The organism is Halobellus inordinatus, assembly GCF_024464655.1.
In the GTDB taxonomy this organism is placed as follows: Archaea; Halobacteriota; Halobacteria; order Halobacteriales; family Haloferacaceae; genus Haloquadratum; species Haloquadratum inordinatus.
On record NZ_JANHAV010000011.1, the window covers coordinates 20,606 to 40,519 of the forward strand.

Here is a 19,914-nt window from a genome sequence, read left to right on the forward strand (position 1 = left end):
CTCGGCGATGCGCGCCTCCCCGACTACTCGCCGGGATCGAACTGGTCCAGCGACGATTGGCCGTCGCCGTACCCTGGTTCCTCGGAGACGCCGCGTCCGTCGGGGCGGGTCTCGGCACCGACCTCGCTGTCGGTGTCACCGCCGACGCTGCCGTCGACGTCGGCGGCCGCTGACCCGGCCCCCTCCCACCCGTCGAGTTGGGACTGTTCGCCGTCCGCGAAGGAGAGATTCGAGACGCGGACGCCGACCTTGCGGGCGTCGTCGTCTTCGAACTCCGCGAGCAACTCTAAGGCGACCTCCTCGACGAGCGCGGGGTCGTCGACCGGACCGGGAAGCGACCGCTCGCGGGTGTTGACGTCGTACGGCGGCACGACCACTTTGATCCCGATCGTACGGTACGTCGCGCCGCGGTTGCGAGCGCGTGCAGCGACGTCGGCCGCGAGCGCCGTCACCGTTTCGCGCTTTCGTTCGTCGTCGTCGGCCGCCTCCGAGAACGCCGACTCCCGAGAGAGGCTCTTGGGTCGGCCGGTCGGCGTCACCTCGCGGTCGTCGATGCCGCGGGCGCGGTCGTGGAGTTCCGGCCCGCGCGAACCAAACGCGTCCCGAAGCGCGGTCGGATCGGCCTCGGCGAGGTCGCCCGCGGTCTCGACGCCCATCGACGCGAGCCGGTCCGCCGTCACGGGGCCGACGCCGTGGACGGCGTCGACTGAGAGCGGGGCCAGGAAGTCGCGGACGGTCCCCGGTTCGACGACGACGAGACCGTTCGGTTTGTCGTGATCGGAGGCGATCTTCGCGGCGGACATATTCGGTGCGACGCCGACGCTCGCGGGAACGCCGACCTCGCGGGCGATCCGCTGTTTCACGTGCCGCGCGTAGCCCTCCGCGAGCGTCCGGTCGCCGTCCGGGGCGCGTTGCCAGGCGGTTCGGTCGGTCACGTCGAGGTACGCCTCGTCGATGCTGACCTCCCGGACGACGTCTGCGCACTCGTGAAGGATCTCTTTGACCGACGCTGCAACCGAGCGGTAGAACTCCAAATCGACCGGCCGGTAGTAGCCGACTGCTTCGGCATCGGTGTCGCTGACGGCTGCCTCGCCGGTGGGGGCTGCCTCGCCAGTGGGGGCCGCCTCGCCGGCAGTGGCCACCTCGCCGGCATCGTCGCTGTCTCTCTCTTGGCTCTCGGCGCGCGGGAGTCGACCGAGCGCCTGTGAGATCGGTTGGGCGCTCTCGACGCCGTATTCGCGGGCTTCGTAGCTCGCGGTGGCGACCGCCCCGAACGTCTCGCCGCGCTCGTAGCCCATCCCGACGACGACGGGCTCGCCTCGCAACAGAGGTTCGCGAAGGCGTTCACAGGAGGCATAAAAGCAGTCCATATCCACGTGGAGAACGATCCGCGATGGATCGCGCTCTGTGACGCCCGGCAGGGTTTCGCCGCTCATCGGTGCCCCCGGACGGCCCGCACGCTATGCAGAGTGCGCTTGGTCCGTCGACAGCGGGAGCGGTCGGAAGCCATCACGGTCTTTCGCCCGTCGTGAAACGAACGTTGGGACGTAGACGGCGAGCGCACTATAGCGTTCTCAAAGCGGAGTGAAAGTAAAGCGAATAGGGGAAGTGGCGCGGTCGCGACGTCCGAGATCCTCGACGTGCGTCGCTGCAGCGGGCGGTCAATCGAGTTACTTCAGCCGTTCCTGTAAGAACGAGGGGTGTGCCGCCGTGATCCCCTCGATCGAGAGCACCCGCTCGGAGATGACTTCGCCGAGCGCGTCGCCGTCGGGCGCACGAACTTCGGCCATCAGCATATGATCGCCCGAGGAGGTGTACAGCGACTCGACGGCGTCCAGTTCCTTGAGTTCACGCGTCGCTTCGACGTACCGCTCGGAGGCGACGTCGAGTCCCACGAGAGCGATAGACGTCTCCGAGAGTTTCTTCGGGTCGACGTCGGCCGAGTAGCCGACGATGATACCCTCCTCTTCCATCTTCCGGATGTACTTTCGAACCGTCGGCTTCGAGACGTCCGCCCGCTCTGCGATCTCAGCGTACGACGCTTGGGCGTCGTCCTCGAGAACGTCGAGGATCCGGCCCTCCGTCGAGGTAGTCTCCATACCGGTATGTTTCGGTTGCCGGAAAAAATACCTTCCGAATAGAAAAACCGAACTCCCAACGCCGAAACAACCCCGAAACGGGGCGCGTGAGCCGTCGATACCGCCGGTTCAGCGCTGTTACTTGTGCTTGTCGAGGAACGTGTCGTAGACGCGTTCCCACTCGTAGTCGTCGTCGAAGTATCGCTCTGCGAGCGGTTCTTCGGGGATCTCACCGATACGCTGTTTCTCCTGCTGGTAGGACGGGCGGTCCTCGTCGACGTAGTACCGGCCCGTGAGGACGGTGCCCTCGTGGAGCACATTTTCCGTCTCGAACATCATCTCGGACGCTTCCGAGCGGTCGGTGTTGTCGAACTCGTAGTCGTCGGACTCGTTGACGTCGATGTAGGGGACGTACTGCTTTGCGTCCTTGTTCCAGGTCGGACACTGGGTGAGGAAGTCGACGTGGGAGAACCCGTCGTGTTCGATCGCCTCGACGATGATGTCTTTCGCCTGGTTGGGGTTGACTGCGGCCGTCCGGGCGACGTACGATGCGCCGGCGTTCAGCGACATCGACAGCGGCCGGATCGGGTCCTTCGCGGACCCGTGCGGTTGGGTCTTCGACTTGTGGCCCTTCGGCGACGTCGGCGACGTCTGGCCCTTCGTCAGCCCGAAGATCTCGTTGTTGAACACGATGTAGGTGATGTCGTGGTTCTCACGAGCCGTGTGCATGAAGTGGTTGCCACCGATACCGTAGCCGTCGCCGTCGCCGCCGGCCGCGACGACCGTCAGGCCGGGGTTGGCGAGTTTGGCCGCGCGCGCGATCGGGAGCGATCGGCCGTGGATCGTGTGGAAGCCGTAGCTGTCGAAGTAACTGTTCAGTTTGCCCGAGCAGCCGATGCCGGTGGAGACGAGCATCTCCTCGGGGGAGAGGCCCAGTTCGGCCGCCGCGCCCTTCAGGGCCTTCAGGACCCCGAAGTCGCCACAGCCGGGACACCAGGTAGGCTGCGGTTCGAGGCCGGGCGTGTACTCGTTACGGTCGTGTTCGGCGTGTTCGCCGATTGCACTGAATGCGCTCATAGTTAATCACTCGCTGCGGGGACGAACTTGGTCTCGTGGCCGGGCAGCGTCCCGTCCTCGACGATGCTGGTGACGAACCCGTCGACGATCTCGGCGGGCTCGAAGGGATTGCCGTTGTACTTCAGGAGACTCGAGAGCTTCTCGCCGTAGCGACCGAGTTCCTTCTGGGTCAGGCCGCGGAACTGCGCGGAGGCGTTCATCTCGACGACGAGCACCTCGTCGACGCTCTCGACGAACTCGGTGACTTCTTCGACCGGGTACGGCGCCATCTCGGAGACGCCGAGCATCTTCACCGAGTGGCCGTCGTCGTTCAGTCGGTCGACGGCCTCCTCGACGGTACCCTGCTGGGAGCCGAACGTCATAATGCCGTATTCGGCTTCTTCGGGCCCGTAGTGGGTGTTCGTCTCCTCGTCGGCGTCGAGGTCGGCGCGGATGGCTTCCATCTTCTCCATCCGTCGGTCGACCTGATTGACGCGGTTGTCGGGGTCCTCTGCGATGTGCCCGGCGGGCATATGCTCGTTCCCGGTCGCGAGGTAGCGGCCGCCCTTCTGGCCCGGAATGGACCGGGGGCTGACGCCGTCCTCGACGTCGTGCTGGAAGCGGTTGTACTTCCCGGAGGGGTCGTGCGGTGCGTCGACCAGTTCCTCCTCGGTGATGACAGAGCCGAGGTCCGCGTTCGGCTCCTCGTCGAAGACGCTCGCAGGCACGTTCTGAAGCTCGCCGCCGTTCTTCTGGTCGTAGAGGACGATCGACGGGATCTGGTACTCGTACGCGATCTGGAACGCGCGGCGCGTCTGTTTGTACGCCTCCACGGCGTCAGACGGCGCGAAGACGACGCGGTGGGAGTCGCCCTGCGAGGTGTAGAGGACGTGTTCGAGGTCGGCCTGTTCGGGCTTCGTCGGCATCCCGGTCGAGGGGCCGGCGCGCATCGCTTCGACGAGGACGACCGGCGTCTCGGTCATCTCGGCGAGGCCGAGCGGTTCGGACATCAGCGCGAAGCCGCCGCCCGAAGATCCGGACATCGCCTTCACGCCGGCGTGTGAGGCACCGAGTGCCAGCGCCGCCGCCGCGATTTCGTCTTCGACCTGCTCGGAGATGCCGCCGACCTCGGGGAGGTTCTGCGACATAATGGTGAAGACCTCGGTCCACGGCGTCATCGGGTAACCAGCGATGAAGCGACATCCCTCGTCGAGTGCGCCGTAGGCGATGGCGTCCGAGCCGGAGATGAGGACCTGCTCTTCGTCGTGTTCGCCCTCCGGAACCGACACGTCGGGTGCGTCGGCGTCGTACTCTTCGAGCACAGTCTCGTAGGCGTCGTCGAAGACGGCCATATTCGGCTCGAAGATCTTCTCGGGCATCGTGTCGTCCATCAGACTCTTGATGACTTCGGGTTCGATGCCGGCGATGGCGCAGGTGACGGCGACGCCCGCGGTGTTCCGCATCACTTCGCGGCCGTGCTCGCGGGCGATCGTGCGGAGGTCGATGTCGTAGACGTGCCAGCCGTTCTCCTCGACGCGCTCGTCGAAGTTCGGGATGTCGTCGGTGTCGAGCAGTCCGGAGTCGTAGACGATGACGCCGCCTTCGTTGAGTTCGTCGAGGTTCTCCGAGAGCGGCTTGACCTCCTCGTTGCCGTAGTATGCGTTCTCCTGGGGGTTCCGAGCGAAGGAGTCGCCCAGCGCCAAGAGGAAGTTATACCCGTCACCGCGCGATTTCACGTTGTCCGCGGAGACGCGGACTTCCGTATAGGTGTGGCCACCACGGATGCGCGACGGGTAGTGACGATGCGTGAATACGTGCAGGCCCGCTCGCATCAGGGCCTTCGCGAAATTCTGGCTCGTCGAGGCGATCCCGTCGCCGGAACCACCCGCGATTCGCCAGATGAGTTCGTCGTCAGTCATATCTGAGCTCACGGCCCGTGTGGGCCACTACCGAAAACTTTCGGAAGGAATCGATTAAAGCCTTTGCTATAAGTTACCAAGGAAAGATGATGATGGACCTAATATGTGAACGTTTAGCACGCTAGTCGGTAAAATAACTGGACGTTCACAACCATTTTGCAAAAAGACTCAGCAATTATTTGTTATTCTCGTCGCTCGCCCGCTAGACCGTCACTCGTTGTCGGGGCTTGAGGGGTGATACTCGGTGTCGTATCTGCCCGGCTGATCGTCGAGCCGATCGGGGTTCATCCGGCCGCTGAGCAGCATAAAGTCGAGTATCGTGAGATTCAGCATCGCCTCGACGACCGGGACGGCACGCGGCGGCAGGACGGGGTCGTGACGGCCGACGACCTGGATGTCTTTCTCTTCTCCGGTCTCCCAGTCGACGGTCTTCTGCTCTTTCGGGATCGAGGTCGGGGCGTGCCAGGTGACCTCGCCGTAGATCGGCTGGCCGGTCGTGATGCCGCCCTGGAGGCCGCCGTGTTTGTTTCCTTCGGGCACCGGGTCGCCGTTATCGTCGAACTCCCAGTCCTCGTTACGGTCTTTGCCGGTCCACTCGCGGGCTTCCGTCCCGAGACCGAACTCGAACGCCGTCGTCGCCGGAATCGACATCATCGCCTGGCCGAGCCGAGAGGGGAACGAGTCGAATCGCGGCGCGCCCAGGCCGCGCGGGACGCCGCGCGCCTCGAAGTAGATCGACCCCCCGATCGAGTCGCCCTCTGTCTGGTACTCGTCGATCAGGTCGCGCATCTCTTCTGCGGTCTCGGGGTCCGCACAGCGAACCTCGTTCTCCTCTGTGTGTTCGAGCATCTCCTCGAACGACACTTCCGGCGCCTCGATATCGCCGATCTGGTTCACGTGCGCTTTGACCTGTACGTCCTGCGTTTCGAGGAGTTTCTTCGCGACCGCGCCGGCCGCGACCCAGTTCACCGTCTCGCGCGCCGACGAGCGGCCGCCGCCGCCCCAGTTGCGCGTGCCGAACTTCGCCGAGTAGGTGAAGTCGCCGTGGCTCGGGCGCGGAGCCGTGACGTAGGGCTCGTACTTGCCCGAGCGGGCGTCCTTGTTCTCGATGACCATCCCGATCGGCGTCCCCGTCGTGTAGCCGTCCTGGACGCCGGAGTTGATCACGACCGCGTCGGGTTCGCCTCGTGAAGTCGTGATCATCGACTGTCCCGGCTTGCGCCGGTCGAGTTCGGCCTGCACGTCGTCTTCGTCGAGTTCGAGCCCTGCCGGACAGCCCGAGACAGTCACGCCCATCGCATCGCCGTGGCTCTCGCCGTAGGTGGTGACCTGGAAGAGCCGGCCGAATCGGTTCCCGTTCATTACCTCGCCGTCGTGGTTCCGGCCATATATACGTTGCAGAAAGGCGCAATCGCCGGGCGGGGGAACGAATATACTTCCAGGCGACGAAGCGTGACACACCGAATTTTTCGGAGCACCGTATGGATCACATCGAATACGCATACACCCTCGGAATGGACGACGCGGCGGTCGAAGAGCGACTGGAGACGACAGGGACGGGCGTCCTCTCGCTCGCTGACGGCGACGACAGCTACGCCATCCCGCTGGCGCACTACTACGACGGCGACGGGCTCTACTTTCGTCTCGGAGTCACAGACGGGAGCCGGAAACAGGAACTCCTCGAGACGACAGACACCGCGTGCTACGTCCTCTACGGGACGGAGGATACTGACGATCCGCGGGGTATCGAGACCTGGAGCGTCCTCGTCACTGGCCGTCTCACTGAACTCCCGGATTCGGAGCACGAGCGGTTCGACACCGCCGAGATAAACGAGCAGTTCTCGCCGATCCGCGTGTTCGACGAGGACATCGACGAGATGGAGATCGTCATCGTCGAACTCGAAATCGAGTCGATCACCGGACGCCACACGCCGGAGGCCTGATCCGAGCGGAATCTCGCCGGGCTACTCGGCCCGCTCGACGGCGACGCCGAGCGACGCCATCGCGTCGAAGAAGTTCGGGAACGACACGTCGACGTGCTCACCGCCCTCGATGACGGTGTCGCCGTCGGCGACGAGGCCCGCGACGGCCAGCGACATCACGATCCGGTGGTCGCCGCGGCCGTCGACGCGTGCGCCGACGAGGTTACTCTCGCCGCCGTGGATCGTCAGTCGGTCCCGCTCCTCTGTCACTGACGCGCCCATCTTGCCGAGCTCTTCGGCCATCGCGCTCACGCGATCGGTCTCTTTGTAGCGGACGTGCTCGCAGTTCTCGATGACGGTGTTGCCGTCGGCGATCGCACCGAGCGCGGCGATCGTCGGCAGGAGGTCCGGCGTGTCGCCGACGTCCACGGCGGTCCCCGACAGCGACGCGCGAGAGATCGCGATTTCGCCCGCCTCGCGGTCCCACTCGATGTCTGCACCCATCGCGTCGAGGACGTCGACGATGGCGCTGTCGCCCTGTGCGCTCGGGCGTGCGCCCTCGACGACGACCGTTTCACCGTCGGCGGCGGCGACGGCCCCGGCCGCGAGGAGGTACGACATCGACGAGAAGTCGCCGGGGACGGCGTACTCACCGCCCGCAGGGTCGTAGGACTGCCCGCCCGGCACCGAGAATCCGTCCTCGGTCCGCTCGGCCTCGACGCCGAAATCCGCGAGCACTTCGAGCGTGATGTCGACGTACGGCGCGGACTTTAGCTCGGTTTCCAGTTCCACGTCGATACCCTCGTCGGTGACGGCGCCGGCCATCAGGAGCGCCGTGATGTACTGTGAGGAGACGTCGCCGGGGATCGAAACACTCCCCCCGGGCGTGTTGCCGCCGACGACGAGCGGCGCTTGGCCGTTGCCGCGGGTCGATTCCGCGCGCCCGCCGAGCTGTTGGATCGCGTCGAGCAGCGGTCCCTGCGGGCGTGAGCGGAGGGACTCGTCACCGGTGAAGACACAGAGCCCGTCGGCGAGCGCGCCACAGGCCGTGACGAGCCGCGTCGTCGTCCCCGAGTTCGCACAGTCGATCACGTCGTCGGGGACCTCGGGACGACCGTCGAAGCCCGAGACGGCGAGTTCGGCGTCGTCGGCCGCGCGGTCGACCGTGCCGCCGAACGCTTCGACTGCCCGCATCGTCGCGCGGGTGTCGGCGCTCACGAGTGGGTCTGTGACGACCGCGTCGTCGCCGTAGCCCGCTGCGAGAATCGCCCGGTGCGTGTAACTCTTCGAGGGCGGCGCGCGCACGCGTCCCTCGACGCGCGACTGCGAGATAGTGACGTCCATACGGGTCGTTCTCGCTGGCGTGGGTATGATACTTACTGTCGAGTGGGCGGGGATTTATACCGGAAGACGCGGCCAGCGCTCCCGTGACGTAACGACGACCCCGCACCGGTCAGCGGTTGCCCGGCACGTCGGTGCGGGAGTGGAGGTGCCGGCTGTCCGCTCTATTCCTCATAGGGATTATCGTAACTGTTCGGAGATTCTCGCCGTCCCGTCCGGCGAGACATCTATGGAGACTTACGATAACCCCTATCACCGCACGGAATCGAAAGGGGTGCGTCGCAGTTATCGACGGAGCGCCAGGAGCGCGGCGGCCGCGAGCGCGACAACTGACACCGAGAGACCGAACCCGGGGGAGTCGGTCGACGTCGTCGCGGGCGCGTCAGTCTCGGCCGTCGTTGTCGTGGTCGCCGCCTCAGTGGTCGCCGCCTCTGTGGTCGACGTCTCCGCCTGGGTCTGGAGCGTCTGGTACTCCTCGTAGGCGTCGGGATGGACCGCTTCGAGAATCGTCTCCGCCGCGCGAACCGAACGGGGCGCGGGCTGCTGGAGGTAGTTCGTGTTCACGCGGACGACGTTGCCCTCTTGAATTGCCCTCGTGCTGTTGTACGCCTCGTTCTCGGGGATCGGGCTGTCTTCGGGGGCCACGATCCACTGCGGGTCGAGTTCGACGACCGTCTCGTCGTTGATCATCTGAAAGCCCGTGATGCCGGCTTCTGCGGCACCGTTCCGCACACCGGCGCTCTCCATCACGTCGCCGATGAACGTGTTCGCCCCCGAGGTGTAGCCGTGGAAGACGTTGAGCGCGAGCGGCCGGTCTTCGTCTTCGAGCGCCTGCTCCATCAGCGCGATCGACTGCCGCATCTCGTCGGCGCGTTCGACACCACCCTCGCAGTTTCCGGTGAGGCGGCCGATGCGTTCGGTTTTGTTAGCGACGGCTGCCAGCGACGTGGGCTGTCCGAAAACGAACACCGGAACGCCCTGATCACGGATCTGCTCGACGCGATCGGCCGCGAAGCCGTAGGTGCTGTTCGGCACCAAGACGAGGTCCGGATCGGCGGCCAGCACCCTCTCGACGCTCGGCCCGCCCGCACCGGAGACATTGACGCGGTCGCCCGATTCGGCTCCCTCGAGGTAGGTCGCGTACTGCGAGAACCCGACGACTTCGTCGCGGGCACCGATCTCCCACATCGTCTGGGCAGCACTCGGATTGAGCGTCACGATGCGGTCGGGGTCGGAATCGAGCGTCACCTCGGTTCCGGTCGCGTCAGTTGCGGTATACCGGAACGAACAGGTCACAGACGGCCCTGTGTGCGATGCGTCGCCGACAGCGGCGGGAGTCGCGCCCGCAGCGACACCCGACGCCGGCCCGACGGCCGCGAGGACGAGTAGCACTGCGAGTACGAGCACGCGGGATTGCATACCTCTGTCTGATCGTCGTTGCAACAAGTATTTGCCTAATCCAAGTGAGTTTGTGAACGTACCGTGACCCTCCGAACACGCACGATCGGGTGGTCGATCGCGCTGACAGTCGCTCTCGCCGGCGTCGTCGTCGTCAGCGCCGGCATCGGTCCGGTGTCGATCTCGCCAGTCACGGTCGCGAAGATACTGCTCTCGGCGGACCCGTTTCCGTTCGGATTCGCCGCCGCCGACACCAGTCGGATCATCGTCCTCGACGTTCGGCTGCCGCGGATCGTCCTCGCGGCGTTCGTCGGATTCGCACTCGCGACGGCGGGCGTCGTGATGCAGGGCTTCTTCCGCAACCCGATGGCCGATCCCTCGATCGTCGGCGTCTCCTCGGGCGCGGCCGTCGGCGCGGTCGCGACTATCGTGCTCCCGTTCGCGTTCCCGTTCGGGCTCGAACTACAGGGTGCGGCGTTCGTCTCCGCAGTGCTCACCGCGTTCGGCGTCTACCTCATCGCCACGCGCGACGGCCACACACCGACGGCGACGCTTTTGCTCGCCGGCGTCGCTGTTCAGACGTTTCTCGGTGCGATGATCTCGCTGCTGCTCATCCACAGCGGCCAGAGCCTCCGCCGGGTCGTCTACTGGCTGATGGGCCACCTCGGGGGCACGACCTGGGACGACGTGCTCGTGATCGCCGTCATCCTGCCGCCGCTGTTCGTGCTCTTGCTGCTCTACGCGCGGGACCTGAACGTACTCCTGCTCGGTGAGGAAGACGCCCACGCGCTCGGCATCGAGGTCGAGCGCACGAAGCGACTGCTGCTCGCGGCGTCGAGCGTCGTCACCGCGGCGGCCGTCGCCGTGACCGGCGTGATCGGCTTCGTCGGCCTCATCGTCCCGCACGCGATGCGCCTGATCGTCGGCCCGGATCACCGCATCCTCCTCCCGACGAGCGCGCTCGCCGGTGCGTCGTTTCTCGTGGCCACCGACACGCTCGCGCGCTCCGGTGCGACGGAGGTTCCGGTCGGCATCGTGACGGCGGCTCTCGGGGCCCCGTTCTTCCTGTATCTCCTCCGCTCGCGGGAGGTGACACGGCTATGAACGATCCAAACGGCCCTCACGACCCCTCGGCTGACAGCCCGGCTGCGGCGCCGGAGGAGCCGCTCGTCCGGGTCGAAGACCTACAGATCGGATTCGGCGACACGACCGTGCTCGACGGATTCGACGTCGCCATCGACTCCGGCACGTTCGTCGGACTCGTCGGGCCGAACGGGGCGGGCAAGACGACGCTGCTCCGGGCGCTCAACGGGACGCTCAGTCCGACCTCCGGAACCGTCCGCGTGGCCGACGAATCCGTCCCCGACCTCTCCTCGAAGGCCGCCAGCCGACTCGTCGCGACCGTCCCCCAGGACACGACCGTCGCCTTCGAGTTCGATGCCCGCGCCGTCGTCGAGATGGGACGAAACCCACACCGGTCGCGCTTCGGCGGCTGGACAGCGGACGACACCGCGGCCGTCGAACGCGCCCTCGACCGAACAGACGCGCAGCGCTTCGCGGACCGGCCGGTGACGACGCTCTCTGGCGGCGAACGACAGCGCGTCCTGCTCGCGCGAGCGCTCGCACAGGAGACGCCACTCCTGCTTTTGGACGAGCCGACGGCGAGTCTCGACATCAACCACCAGGTCCGAACGCTCGAACTGGTGCGAGAACTCGTTTCACAGAACAAAACAGCAATCGCGGCGATTCACGACCTCAACCTCGCGGCGCACTACTGCGACGAACTGCTTCTCCTCTCGAACGGTCGCGTCGCCGCCCACGGTCCGCCCGAGTCGGTCCTGACGGAGACCGCGCTCGAAGCCGCCTTCGACGCCAACGCCGTCGTCTCACAGCACCCTGTCACGGGTTCGGTGTACGTCACAGCGCTGCCGGACGGCGACAGAGTCACCGAAAGCGAGCCGAGCGCCGACGCTGACGAGCGGAGCGGTCACGTCCACGTGGTCGGCGGCGGCGGAACGGCTGCACGGCACCTCTACGTGCTCGATGCGGCCGGCTTCGACGTCTCTGCAGGCGCGTTGAACGAAGGCGACACCGACACGGAGGCCGCTCGGAACCTCGCGCTCGACGTCGTGACAGTCGACCCGTTCGCCGGCGTCGGACCGGAAGCCCGTGCGGCCGTCGAGCGGCGAGTCGAGGCGGCCGACTGCGTCGTCGTCGCCGACGTCGAAGTGGGGACGGGCAATCTCCCGAATCTCCGGGCTGCCACGGCCGCAGATCGCGTCGTCCTCGTCGAGGACCGTCCGTTCGCCGAACGGAACTACGTCGGGGCCGAGGCAGAGCGAGTCTACGAGACGCTGCGCGACCGGGCTCGGGTCGTCGATCCCGCGGACGTACCTCGCGCGGTCGCCGCGGCACTCTCGGGCGGCGATGCGAGCCGCTTCGGCGTTGACTCCGACGACGACTCGGCGTCACGCGTCCAACCGGAGTCGACGCGCGTGGCGGAAGAGTTGCCGCCAGACGACGTCGAGTCGTAATCTCTGACTCCGAACGTGGCCGATCGACGTCGAACGTGGCCGAAAGTGTCGATAAAATGGTCTGTCTTCGCTGGCGGGGACTGTTCCCGCTGTCGAGGGTAATCGGTAGACGGCTACACACGGGCCACCGTGGGATTAATTACCATCGCCGTGGTAGTTCTGTATTCCCCTCGATTACTTCCTACGACCACCAACGTATCGGCTCGGTATTGTGTTCGCACACGGCCGACAGATTTTTTAGGCGCGCCTGATAACGTATGGTTGAGAACGAGGCGGTGGTTCGGTTCTCACCGGCCTCCAGTACAACAAAATGAGTGACGCCCTTCACGCGCGCACGCGAGACAGCACAGAGGAGCAGGAGCGAAAGTGGCGCGACCACAACGCGGCGGCTGATGCGACCCGCTCCGAAGCGACGAAGCGATCGGAATCGACAGAGAGCGAAGACGAGACCCTCCAGTGCCCCGAGTGTGGCTCGACCGACCTCGTCACGGACGACGAGCGCGGCGAGACGGTCTGTGCGGACTGTGGCCTCGTCGTCGACGAGGACTCGATCGACCGCGGCCCCGAGTGGCGGGCCTTCGACAGCGCCGAGCGCGACGAGAAGTCTCGCGTCGGCGCGCCGACGACGAACCTGATGCACGACAAGGGGCTGTCGACCAACATCGGCTGGCAGAACAAAGACGCCTACGGCAACTCGCTGTCGTCGAATCAGCGCCAGAAGATGCAGCGGCTCCGCACCTGGAACGAGCGCTTCCGGACGCGCGACTCGAAAGAGCGCAACCTCAAACAGGCGCTCGGCGAGATCGACCGGATGGCCTCGGCACTCGGCCTCCCCGAGAACGTCCGAGAGACCGCCTCTGTCATCTACCGCCGCGCGCTCGACGAGGAGCTGCTCCCCGGCCGCTCCATCGAGGGAATCGCGACCGCATCGCTGCACGCCGCGGCCCGAATGGCGCAGGTACCGCGGAGTATCGACGAAGTCGCGCGCGTCTCGCGCGTCGACGAGGACGAGTTCGAGCGGGCGTACCGCTACGTCGTACGCGAGCTCTCGCTGGAAATCCAGCCGGCGGACCCCGCCGAGTACGTCCCGCGGTTCGCCTCGGATCTCGACATTCCCAAAGAGACCGAGCGAACGGCCAACGAACTGCTGGAGAACGCGAAGCGCGAGAACGTCCACTCCGGGAAGTCGCCGGTCGGCCTCGCGGCTGCGGCGCTCTACGCCGCAGCCCAGTTGACCAACGAGGAACTGACACAGGCGGACGTGAGTGACGTGACGGACATCTCGGAGGTCACGATCCGAAACCGCTACCAGGAGCTACTCGAAGCCTGGGACCTCGACTCGCCGTACGGCGGTCGCAGCAGCGCGGCCGAGGCATAGGTCCGCCTCTGTTCCCGCTGGAGTAGTCTCTTTTCGGCGAGACGGTCCGATTATTCGACGACGACCACGCCCTTCATCCCGAGCGTCCGGTGTGGTGTGCAGTAGTATTTGACCACCCCTGACTCCTCGAAGGTCTGCGTGTAGGTGTGGCCCGCACCATTCCGCTGCTCGGAACTGAACGACCCGTCTTCGGCAACGACGTCGTGTGGGCCGCCGCGCCCGCTCCACTCCCAGACGACAGTGGTCCCGGTCGACACCCGAACGGCAGCGGGGCCGTAGCCCCAGTTGCCACCGTTAGCCTCGGCGCCGGCAGTGATCGCAACCTCCGAAGTTCTGGTTTCGTCGACGATTCCATCGTAGTTCGACGCATTCGAGAGATAGCCCTCGAAAGCGGGGGCCGACCCGGATCCGTCAGCGTCCGTATCATCGCTCGAACCACCCGCTTCGGAGGTGCCCGACGTACTGCCCCCAGAACAGCCGGCGAGACCGGCAGCGAGTGCCGCGGCCGCCCCGACGACCGTCCGACGCGAGAGCTGCGTTCGTGCCATCGCTTGGGGTAGGGGGTTCACATAATAAGGAGCATCCATTCGTTCTCAATCTCCGAAAACGGGCAGAACCGGTTCGCCTATGCGGTTCTTCGCCCCGATCGATGACTGACTCGACAGAGATGCGCGTGACCGAACCGCGGAGCGACGCGACTCCGGGGTGGGAAGTGTTCCTGCGCTCCGAAGAGAGCGAACCGCTACAGCACGTCGGGAGCGTCACGGCCCCGAGCGAGGCCGTCGCCCGCGAGCAGGCGACGTCGCTGTTCGAGTGGACGGCGCACACGCTGTGGCTCTGTCGTGCGGACGACGTCGCGCGGTTTACGAACCGTGACCTGGGCGAGACGCACGTCGACGACGCGCCGCCGGAGGCGTCGGTGCCGAACGCATCGACGCCCGATACGGGGGCAGACGTTCCGGGGGGTGCATCGCAGTGATCTCGATCAGCAAACTCCTGTGCGACCTCGATGCGGAGGGTGATGGCCTCCGGTACGACGACGGAGCGGACTCCTCACGCGAGCAGATCACCGAGGAGCGAACGACGAAGCCGGTCGTCGTCTGGAACGTCACGCGGCGCTGTAACCTCTACTGCGAGCACTGCTACGCCGGTGCAGACCTCGATGCCGCGTCGGGCGAACTGACGACGGCAGAGGGGAAACAGCTCCTCGACGAACTCGCGGACTACGGCGTGCCAGTCGTGCTGTTTTCGGGCGGGGAGCCGCTCGTCCGCGACGACCTCGAAGAACTCGTCGCGTACGCCTCAGACGCCGGCATCCGCCCCGTCCTCTCGACGAATGGGACGCTCGCGACGCCGGAACGGGCCGCCGCGCTTCGCGAGGCGGGCCTGAAGTACGCGGGCGTCTCCGTCGACGGGATGCCCGAGCGCAACGACGCCTTCCGCGGGCAGGACGGCGCGTTCGACGCCGCCGTCCGCGGCATCGAGAACTTCCTCGACGCCGGGCTGAAGACCGGCCTCCGCTACACGATCACCGAGAAGAACGCACCGGATATGGAGTCAGTCGTCGATCTCCTCTCGGACGTCGGCCTCGATCGGTTCTGCTTCTATCACCTCGATTACGGCGGTCGCGGGGGCGAGATCGCCGATGCGGACCTCTCGCCGACAGAGCGGCGGGAGGCCGTCGAACAGCTCTGTGAGATGACGCTCGAGTACCACGACGAGGGCGAGGAGATCGAGACGCTCCTCGTCGGCAACTACGCCGACGCGGCGTTCCTCGTCGAGTACGCTCGCGATCAGTTCGGGGCGGCGAAGGCCGACGCCGTCCGGCGGTATCTCGAAGTCAACGGCGGCGATCCAACCGGCGAGCGCGTCGCCGACGTCGACTACCAGGGCAACGTCCACCTGACGCAGTTCTGGCAGGGCTACAGCCTCGGCAACGTCCGCGATCGGCCGTTCGGCGCGATCTGGGAGGACGAGTCGAACCCGCTGTTGGCCGCGCTGCGGAACCGCGAAGACCACCTCACAGGAAAGTGCGCCAACTGTCGCTATCAGGACGTCTGTCGCGGGGGCTCGCGACTCCGGGCGATCGCGGCCGACAGCGACGTGTTCGGCCCAGATCCGCAGTGTTACCTGACGCCGCAGGAGCGCCTCGGATCGGCGGCAGACGTGGGCGGCTCAGCGGCGGACTGATAGGGGTCATCGTGAGTCCTCATAGCTTCTCCCGGACGGTGAGAAGCTATGAACGGTTACGATAACCCCTATGATACTGTCGGATACGAGTCCGGCAGTACGAGCGGGCCGGTAGTCGTGAAAAGACCCTGCACGACATACGCGTGGCAGTCTACGTTCTTCACGGGCGGAATTGGCTATCACGACCCATCAGGACGACGATTCCCGGCAATTGAGAAGCGGATTCTGTTTATATGCCCTTTCGGCTCGTAGTAGAAACTGTAATGAGCCACTCACGCCCCACCCAATCGGTCGGAATCGACCCCCTCAAGATCGCCCTCGGCGTGTTCGTCCTCGTCGGCGTCGCCCTGACGGCTGTGGCGGCGTACGCACTGGTCAACACGATGGCCGGCGGCGTCAGCGCGCTTCCCCCGGAGCTCGCGATGACGCTCATCTTCGGCGCAGCGCTGCTCGCCACCGGCGCTGCTGTCCGCCGAGTCATTCCCGCGCGGTAAGACGACTTTTCTGAAAATCGCAAACGCTACTGTAGTACGCTACCGGCCGCTGCTGACTCGTTCGTTCTGGGACGGCCAGCGCAAGCCTTAGGTCTCTCGTCGTGGTAACGAGTACCAGACAATGGAGGGTATCGACCCCGAATTCCCAGAGTGTTGTGCCACCTGCCCGCACCGCGATTCGTTCAAATCGACCTGTACGCACGAGCTTCGACAGTCGGTCGTCTGGGAGGTCGACGGAACGCGCCCCTGTCCCGTCTACGCACACGAGAAGACGGACGCGATGCGGAAGCTATCGAACTCGCTGTACGGACAGTAGCTCGGATTCTATCGCCCGAGCCCGAGCGTTCGCCAGAGTGCGGCGACTGTGAGGACGAACAGCGCGGTCGAGAGGTCGTAAGCGTACGCGCCCGTCGTCGCGCCGACGATCGCTGTCGACGCACCGCCGACGAACCCCGAGAGCACCGCCGCGATTACGGGACCGACGCAGCTCACACACGTCACGAGTCCGACGAGCCCCGAGAGCACTCCTGCTGCGGCACGAGCGACTCCCACGTACACGAGAACCGAAAGCGACAGGTAGCCGATGGTCTCGAATGGAACGAGCGCGAGCGAGATCGGCCCATCGACGAGCACGACTGGCCCCCAGCCGGGGAATGCCGGGACGAGCCGCGCCGATAGCGCACCACCGGAACCGGCGCCGATCAGTCCGCTCGTCCACCCGAGAACGACGAGGTAGCCGACCGCGACGCCCCCGGCCACGGCGGACCGGCGGGTCGTCGGCGCGGGGACGTCGACGGCGCGGACGGCGAGGATCCCGACGTTGACCCAGACGAACGGGTACGCCGCGTGGCGAACCGAGAGTATCGCCGACCCGGTCGCGAGCACGTAGCCCGCGACGAGCGCGAGCTCGACTGCCAGTAAGAGTCCGAGGAGGCGAATCGTCCGCAGTGCTGGTCGCGGGAGCGAACGTCCGAGCGTCGGTGTCGTGGGCATCGTGTGTCGGGGCGAACGTGTGTTCGTATCGGTGTTGGTCGGAGGAAAAGATGTTCGTCGTCGAGACGGTTCGTGCGCCGGCTACGGCGTCGCCGCGCCTTCCTCGTCGTCCGGCGAGAGCCGGCCGAGGACGTAGACGGCGATGAGAATCGCCAGGAGTAGGATCTCGAAGACGACGACGGCGATGAACGGCAGGTCGATGCCGAAGAACCCGAACACGGTCCGGAGTTCGACCGCGACCGGGATGGTGAACGCCGCGAGCACTAAGAACAGCGCGGGAGAGATCCGCCGCATCAGCGGCTCACCTCCTGCAGACTGTCAACGACGGCATCGACCGGCGCGACGCCGGCGAGAGAGTCGAGCGAGACGTTCGTGACCGCAGCGACAGTGGCGTCGACGAGCCACTCCAGCGAGAAGGCGACCGAGAAGCCGCGGCTCCCACCGAAGAGCCCGGCGTCGCTGATGATTCCCGCGAGCGGCAGCGTGTACGCGAGGATCACGAGGACGACGGCGATCCCGGTCCACAGCGCGAGGTTGTCGAGGACGAGCGGCGCCCCGCTCGACGAGGAGAGCGGCTCCGGAATGGTGTCGTCGACCGGCGTGTCGACGCGGTCGTCAGCCCACGTCGCGGCGACGTTGAACAGGAAGATCACGACGCTGACGAACAGCAGCACGCCACCGAGCGCGATCTGCATCCGGATCTCGCCGATGCTCCCCACCGCAGCGACGAAGTCGAAGTTCTGATACTGCGGTTCGGCCGTCCGGCGCGGGATACCGAGCAGGCCGCCGCGGTGCATCGCGTTGGACATAAAGACCATCCCGACGAACCAGGTGATGACCTGAAGTAGCCCGATCGGGCGGCTGTACACCGGCTTTCCGGTGAGTTGCGGCAGCAGCCAGTAGGTCCCGGCCATCATCGTCAGCGCCACGGCGGTCCCCACGGTCATGTGGAAGTGTCCGGGGACCCACAGCGTGTTGTGAACGAGGTAGTTGATGTTCATCCCGGCGTTGATCATCCCCGAGAAGCCGCCGGCCGCGAACATCAGTCCGGCGAGCGCCATTCCTGCGAACGCGGGGTCGCGCCACGGGAGCGCGCCGAGCCAGCGCAGGTAGCCCTCGCCACCGCGCTGTCGTGCCCCGTGTTCGACGCTCGCGACGACGGTGAACGCCGTCAGGAGCGACGGGAGCAGGAGGAACATCGTGTTCGTCATTGCGATGAACTTGAAGCCCTCCGCGATGCCGGGGTCGAGGTACTGGTGGTGGATCCCGACCGGCGTCGACAGCAGAACGAACAGCACGAAGACGACGCGGGCGAGCGGGTCACTGAACAGTCGACCGCCGGCGAGCTTCGGCAGCACCGTGTACCACAGGAGGTACGCCGGCATCAGCCAGAAGTACACGACCGGGTGGCCGAAGTACCAGAACAGCGTCCGCGTGAGGAGCGGATTGACCGTGTCGATGATCCCGAGCGACCACGGGATGAGGAAGACGACGACGGAGACGGCGACTCCGAGCGTCGAGACGAACCACATAATCATCGTCGTCAGGACCATAAACGCCTGCAGCGGGATCCGCTCGTCGGGGTTATCCTGCCGCCAGCCGCGGTAGGCCAGGAACCAGTCCGCCCCGGCGATCCACGTGCCGACGATGAACATCGCGGTTCCGATGTAAAACACCGGGTGCGCCTGCAGCGGCGCGTAGAACGTGTACAGGACGTCCGCGCTCATCGGGATCTCGGGAACGAAGCCCGCGAGGATCGCGGTCGTCGCGAGCACCGCGCCTGTCGTCATCAGACCGACCCACGCCCACGTCAGGCGGATGTCGGGGACCGGCCGATCGAAGCCCTTGACGATCGCCCACGTGAACAACCCGACCAGGAAGAAGATCGTGAACCACAGCGCGAGCAGGACGCCGTGTCCCGTCAGGACGGTGTAGTAGTCGACCGAGTCGATGACCCGGAGGACGTTCGTCCGATGCAGTGCCTGAATCAGCCCGAAGAACGCCCCGATCCCGAGCGAGATGAACGAGACCACGAGCGTCGCTTGGACGACCTTCGCTTCCTCTGGATACCTATCTACGAACGTAGCCATCTCAGTTCACCACCATCGTCTCGTTCCATTCGCTCTGCGGGACGACCTGGATACTGCCCTCCATCGCGTGGTGAGCAGAGCCACAGTATTCGTTGCAGAGTAGCCCGTACTTCCGCGGTTCGTTGAACTCGACGGTCATCGTCGAGACCTGTCCGGGAACCGCCATCGTGTTCGCGTTCGTGCCGACGATCTCGTAGCCGTGGATCACGTCGGCCGAGGTCACGTGGAACGTCACCCTGGAGTTCGCCGGAACCCGTATCGGCTCGGAGGTCCCGGGCTCGTAGAGGAACTGTTTCGCGATCACGTAGACGTCGTACTCGTTCGGTCCGGTCTTGTAGGTGCCCGGCTCGCTGAACTTCGGATGCTCGTCGAGCGCCGTCGAGTCCACCTGGCCCCCTTCGTCGTTGATCATCTCGATGCCGGCCCCGACCGCGCCGTACGAGACGGTCGCGATGAAGCCGACGATGAGAAGCAGTGCCCCCGCAAGCCAGATTTTTTCGTATCTGTGTATCTCCATAGTG

At 65.7% G+C, this 19,914-nt stretch carries 20 protein-coding genes; 8 read left to right on the forward strand and 12 right to left on the reverse strand.

Going from position 1 to position 19,914, the window contains the following annotated elements; translation table 11 throughout:
- Nucleotides 1-23: 23 nt before the first annotated feature.
- The 5 genes from NO347_RS15625 to aroC form a co-directional block, all read right to left on the reverse strand.
- Complete coding sequence (locus tag NO347_RS15625) at nucleotides 24-1,436, reverse strand: DNA polymerase Y family protein (protein ID WP_256290604.1); 1,413 nt, start codon at nucleotides 1,434-1,436, stop codon at nucleotides 24-26.
- Nucleotides 1,437-1,670: 234 nt separating this feature from the next.
- Nucleotides 1,671-2,099 (reverse strand): HTH-type transcriptional regulator LrpA1, encoded by a 429-nt coding sequence (gene lrpA1 / locus NO347_RS15630; protein ID WP_256290605.1) that lies wholly within the window; start codon nucleotides 2,097-2,099, stop codon nucleotides 1,671-1,673.
- A gap of 117 nt (nucleotides 2,100-2,216) precedes the next feature.
- Nucleotides 2,217-3,155, reverse strand: a complete 939-nt coding sequence (locus NO347_RS15635) for a thiamine pyrophosphate-dependent enzyme (RefSeq protein ID WP_121570849.1) — start codon at nucleotides 3,153-3,155, stop codon at nucleotides 2,217-2,219.
- Between the two features lie 2 nt (nucleotides 3,156-3,157).
- Nucleotides 3,158-5,053: a 2-oxoacid:acceptor oxidoreductase subunit alpha gene (locus tag NO347_RS15640; RefSeq protein ID WP_256290607.1), complete on the reverse strand. Its 1,896-nt coding sequence runs from the start codon at nucleotides 5,051-5,053 to the stop codon at nucleotides 3,158-3,160.
- Between the two features lie 210 nt (nucleotides 5,054-5,263).
- Nucleotides 5,264-6,415 carry a chorismate synthase gene (gene aroC / locus NO347_RS15645; RefSeq protein ID WP_256290609.1) on the reverse strand — a complete coding sequence of 384 codons (1,152 nt, stop codon included), beginning with the start codon at nucleotides 6,413-6,415 and terminating at the stop codon, nucleotides 5,264-5,266.
- 119 nt (nucleotides 6,416-6,534) lie between these two features.
- On the opposite strand from aroC, the gene NO347_RS15650 reads away from it, so the two are divergent.
- On the forward strand, nucleotides 6,535-6,996 hold the full coding sequence (locus NO347_RS15650; RefSeq protein ID WP_256290610.1) for a pyridoxamine 5'-phosphate oxidase family protein: 462 nt from the start codon (nucleotides 6,535-6,537) through the stop codon (nucleotides 6,994-6,996).
- Between the two features lie 21 nt (nucleotides 6,997-7,017).
- On the opposite strand, the gene aroA is transcribed toward NO347_RS15650, so the two are convergent.
- Together aroA and NO347_RS15660 are read right to left on the reverse strand one after the other, a co-directional pair.
- Nucleotides 7,018-8,319: a 3-phosphoshikimate 1-carboxyvinyltransferase gene (gene aroA, locus NO347_RS15655; RefSeq protein ID WP_256290611.1), complete on the reverse strand. Its 1,302-nt coding sequence runs from the start codon at nucleotides 8,317-8,319 to the stop codon at nucleotides 7,018-7,020.
- A gap of 282 nt (nucleotides 8,320-8,601) precedes the next feature.
- Entirely contained in the window at nucleotides 8,602-9,735 is a 1,134-nt protein-coding gene (locus NO347_RS15660) for a PGF-CTERM-anchored ABC transporter substrate-binding protein (protein ID WP_256290612.1), read from the reverse strand.
- 63 nt (nucleotides 9,736-9,798) lie between these two features.
- On the opposite strand from NO347_RS15660, the gene btuC reads away from it, so the two are divergent.
- The 3 genes from btuC (at nucleotide 9,799) to NO347_RS15675 (ending at nucleotide 13,626) form a co-directional block, all read left to right on the forward strand.
- Entirely contained in the window at nucleotides 9,799-10,818 is a 1,020-nt protein-coding gene (btuC, locus tag NO347_RS15665) for a vitamin B12 ABC transporter permease BtuC (RefSeq protein WP_256290613.1), read from the forward strand.
- Nucleotides 10,815-12,248, forward strand: coding sequence for a heme ABC transporter ATP-binding protein (locus tag NO347_RS15670; protein WP_256290614.1), 1,434 nt, complete (start codon nucleotides 10,815-10,817; stop codon nucleotides 12,246-12,248). The genes btuC and NO347_RS15670 overlap by 4 nt, the downstream gene beginning before the upstream one ends.
- A 310-nt stretch (nucleotides 12,249-12,558) precedes the next feature.
- Complete coding sequence (locus NO347_RS15675) at nucleotides 12,559-13,626, forward strand: transcription initiation factor IIB (RefSeq protein WP_256290615.1); 1,068 nt, start codon at nucleotides 12,559-12,561, stop codon at nucleotides 13,624-13,626.
- Nucleotides 13,627-13,676: 50 nt separating this feature from the next.
- On the opposite strand, the gene NO347_RS15680 is transcribed toward NO347_RS15675, so the two are convergent.
- On the reverse strand, nucleotides 13,677-14,174 hold the full coding sequence (locus tag NO347_RS15680) for a halocyanin domain-containing protein (protein ID WP_256290616.1): 498 nt from the start codon (nucleotides 14,172-14,174) through the stop codon (nucleotides 13,677-13,679).
- Between the two features lie 101 nt (nucleotides 14,175-14,275).
- Here NO347_RS15680 and NO347_RS15685 point away from each other — a divergent pair, with 101 nt between their 5' ends.
- The 4 genes from NO347_RS15685 to NO347_RS15700 all read left to right on the forward strand — a co-directional run bounded on the left by NO347_RS15685 (nucleotide 14,276) and on the right by NO347_RS15700 (nucleotide 16,626).
- The gene (locus tag NO347_RS15685; protein WP_256290617.1) at nucleotides 14,276-14,605 is read left to right on the forward strand and encodes an Htur_1727 family rSAM-partnered candidate RiPP; all 330 of its coding nucleotides are present in this window, start codon (nucleotides 14,276-14,278) and stop codon (nucleotides 14,603-14,605) included.
- Complete coding sequence (locus NO347_RS15690; protein WP_256290618.1) at nucleotides 14,602-15,816, forward strand: TIGR04347 family pseudo-SAM/SPASM protein; 1,215 nt, start codon at nucleotides 14,602-14,604, stop codon at nucleotides 15,814-15,816. Before NO347_RS15685 ends, NO347_RS15690 begins: the two co-directional genes overlap by 4 nt.
- A gap of 263 nt (nucleotides 15,817-16,079) precedes the next feature.
- A complete protein-coding gene (locus tag NO347_RS15695) occupies nucleotides 16,080-16,310 on the forward strand; it encodes a hypothetical protein (protein ID WP_256290619.1) in 231 nt (76 codons plus the stop codon).
- A gap of 121 nt (nucleotides 16,311-16,431) precedes the next feature.
- On the forward strand, nucleotides 16,432-16,626 hold the full coding sequence (locus NO347_RS15700) for a hypothetical protein (RefSeq protein ID WP_256290620.1): 195 nt from the start codon (nucleotides 16,432-16,434) through the stop codon (nucleotides 16,624-16,626).
- 8 nt (nucleotides 16,627-16,634) lie between these two features.
- Here the strand turns inward: NO347_RS15700 and NO347_RS15705 are convergent, their stop codons facing one another.
- From NO347_RS15705 to NO347_RS15720, 4 genes are all read right to left on the reverse strand, one after another.
- Nucleotides 16,635-17,303: a DUF7546 family protein gene (locus tag NO347_RS15705; protein WP_256290621.1), complete on the reverse strand. Its 669-nt coding sequence runs from the start codon at nucleotides 17,301-17,303 to the stop codon at nucleotides 16,635-16,637.
- 81 nt (nucleotides 17,304-17,384) lie between these two features.
- Nucleotides 17,385-17,597 carry a CbaC protein gene (locus tag NO347_RS15710; protein ID WP_121570864.1) on the reverse strand — a complete coding sequence of 71 codons (213 nt, stop codon included), beginning with the start codon at nucleotides 17,595-17,597 and terminating at the stop codon, nucleotides 17,385-17,387.
- On the reverse strand, nucleotides 17,597-19,393 hold the full coding sequence (locus NO347_RS15715) for a b(o/a)3-type cytochrome-c oxidase subunit 1 (protein WP_256290622.1): 1,797 nt from the start codon (nucleotides 19,391-19,393) through the stop codon (nucleotides 17,597-17,599). The genes NO347_RS15710 and NO347_RS15715 overlap by 1 nt, the downstream gene beginning before the upstream one ends.
- 1 nt (nucleotide 19,394) lies before the next feature.
- A complete protein-coding gene (locus NO347_RS15720) occupies nucleotides 19,395-19,910 on the reverse strand; it encodes a cytochrome c oxidase subunit II (RefSeq protein WP_256290623.1) in 516 nt (171 codons plus the stop codon).
- Between the last annotated feature and the right edge of the window lie 4 nt (nucleotides 19,911-19,914).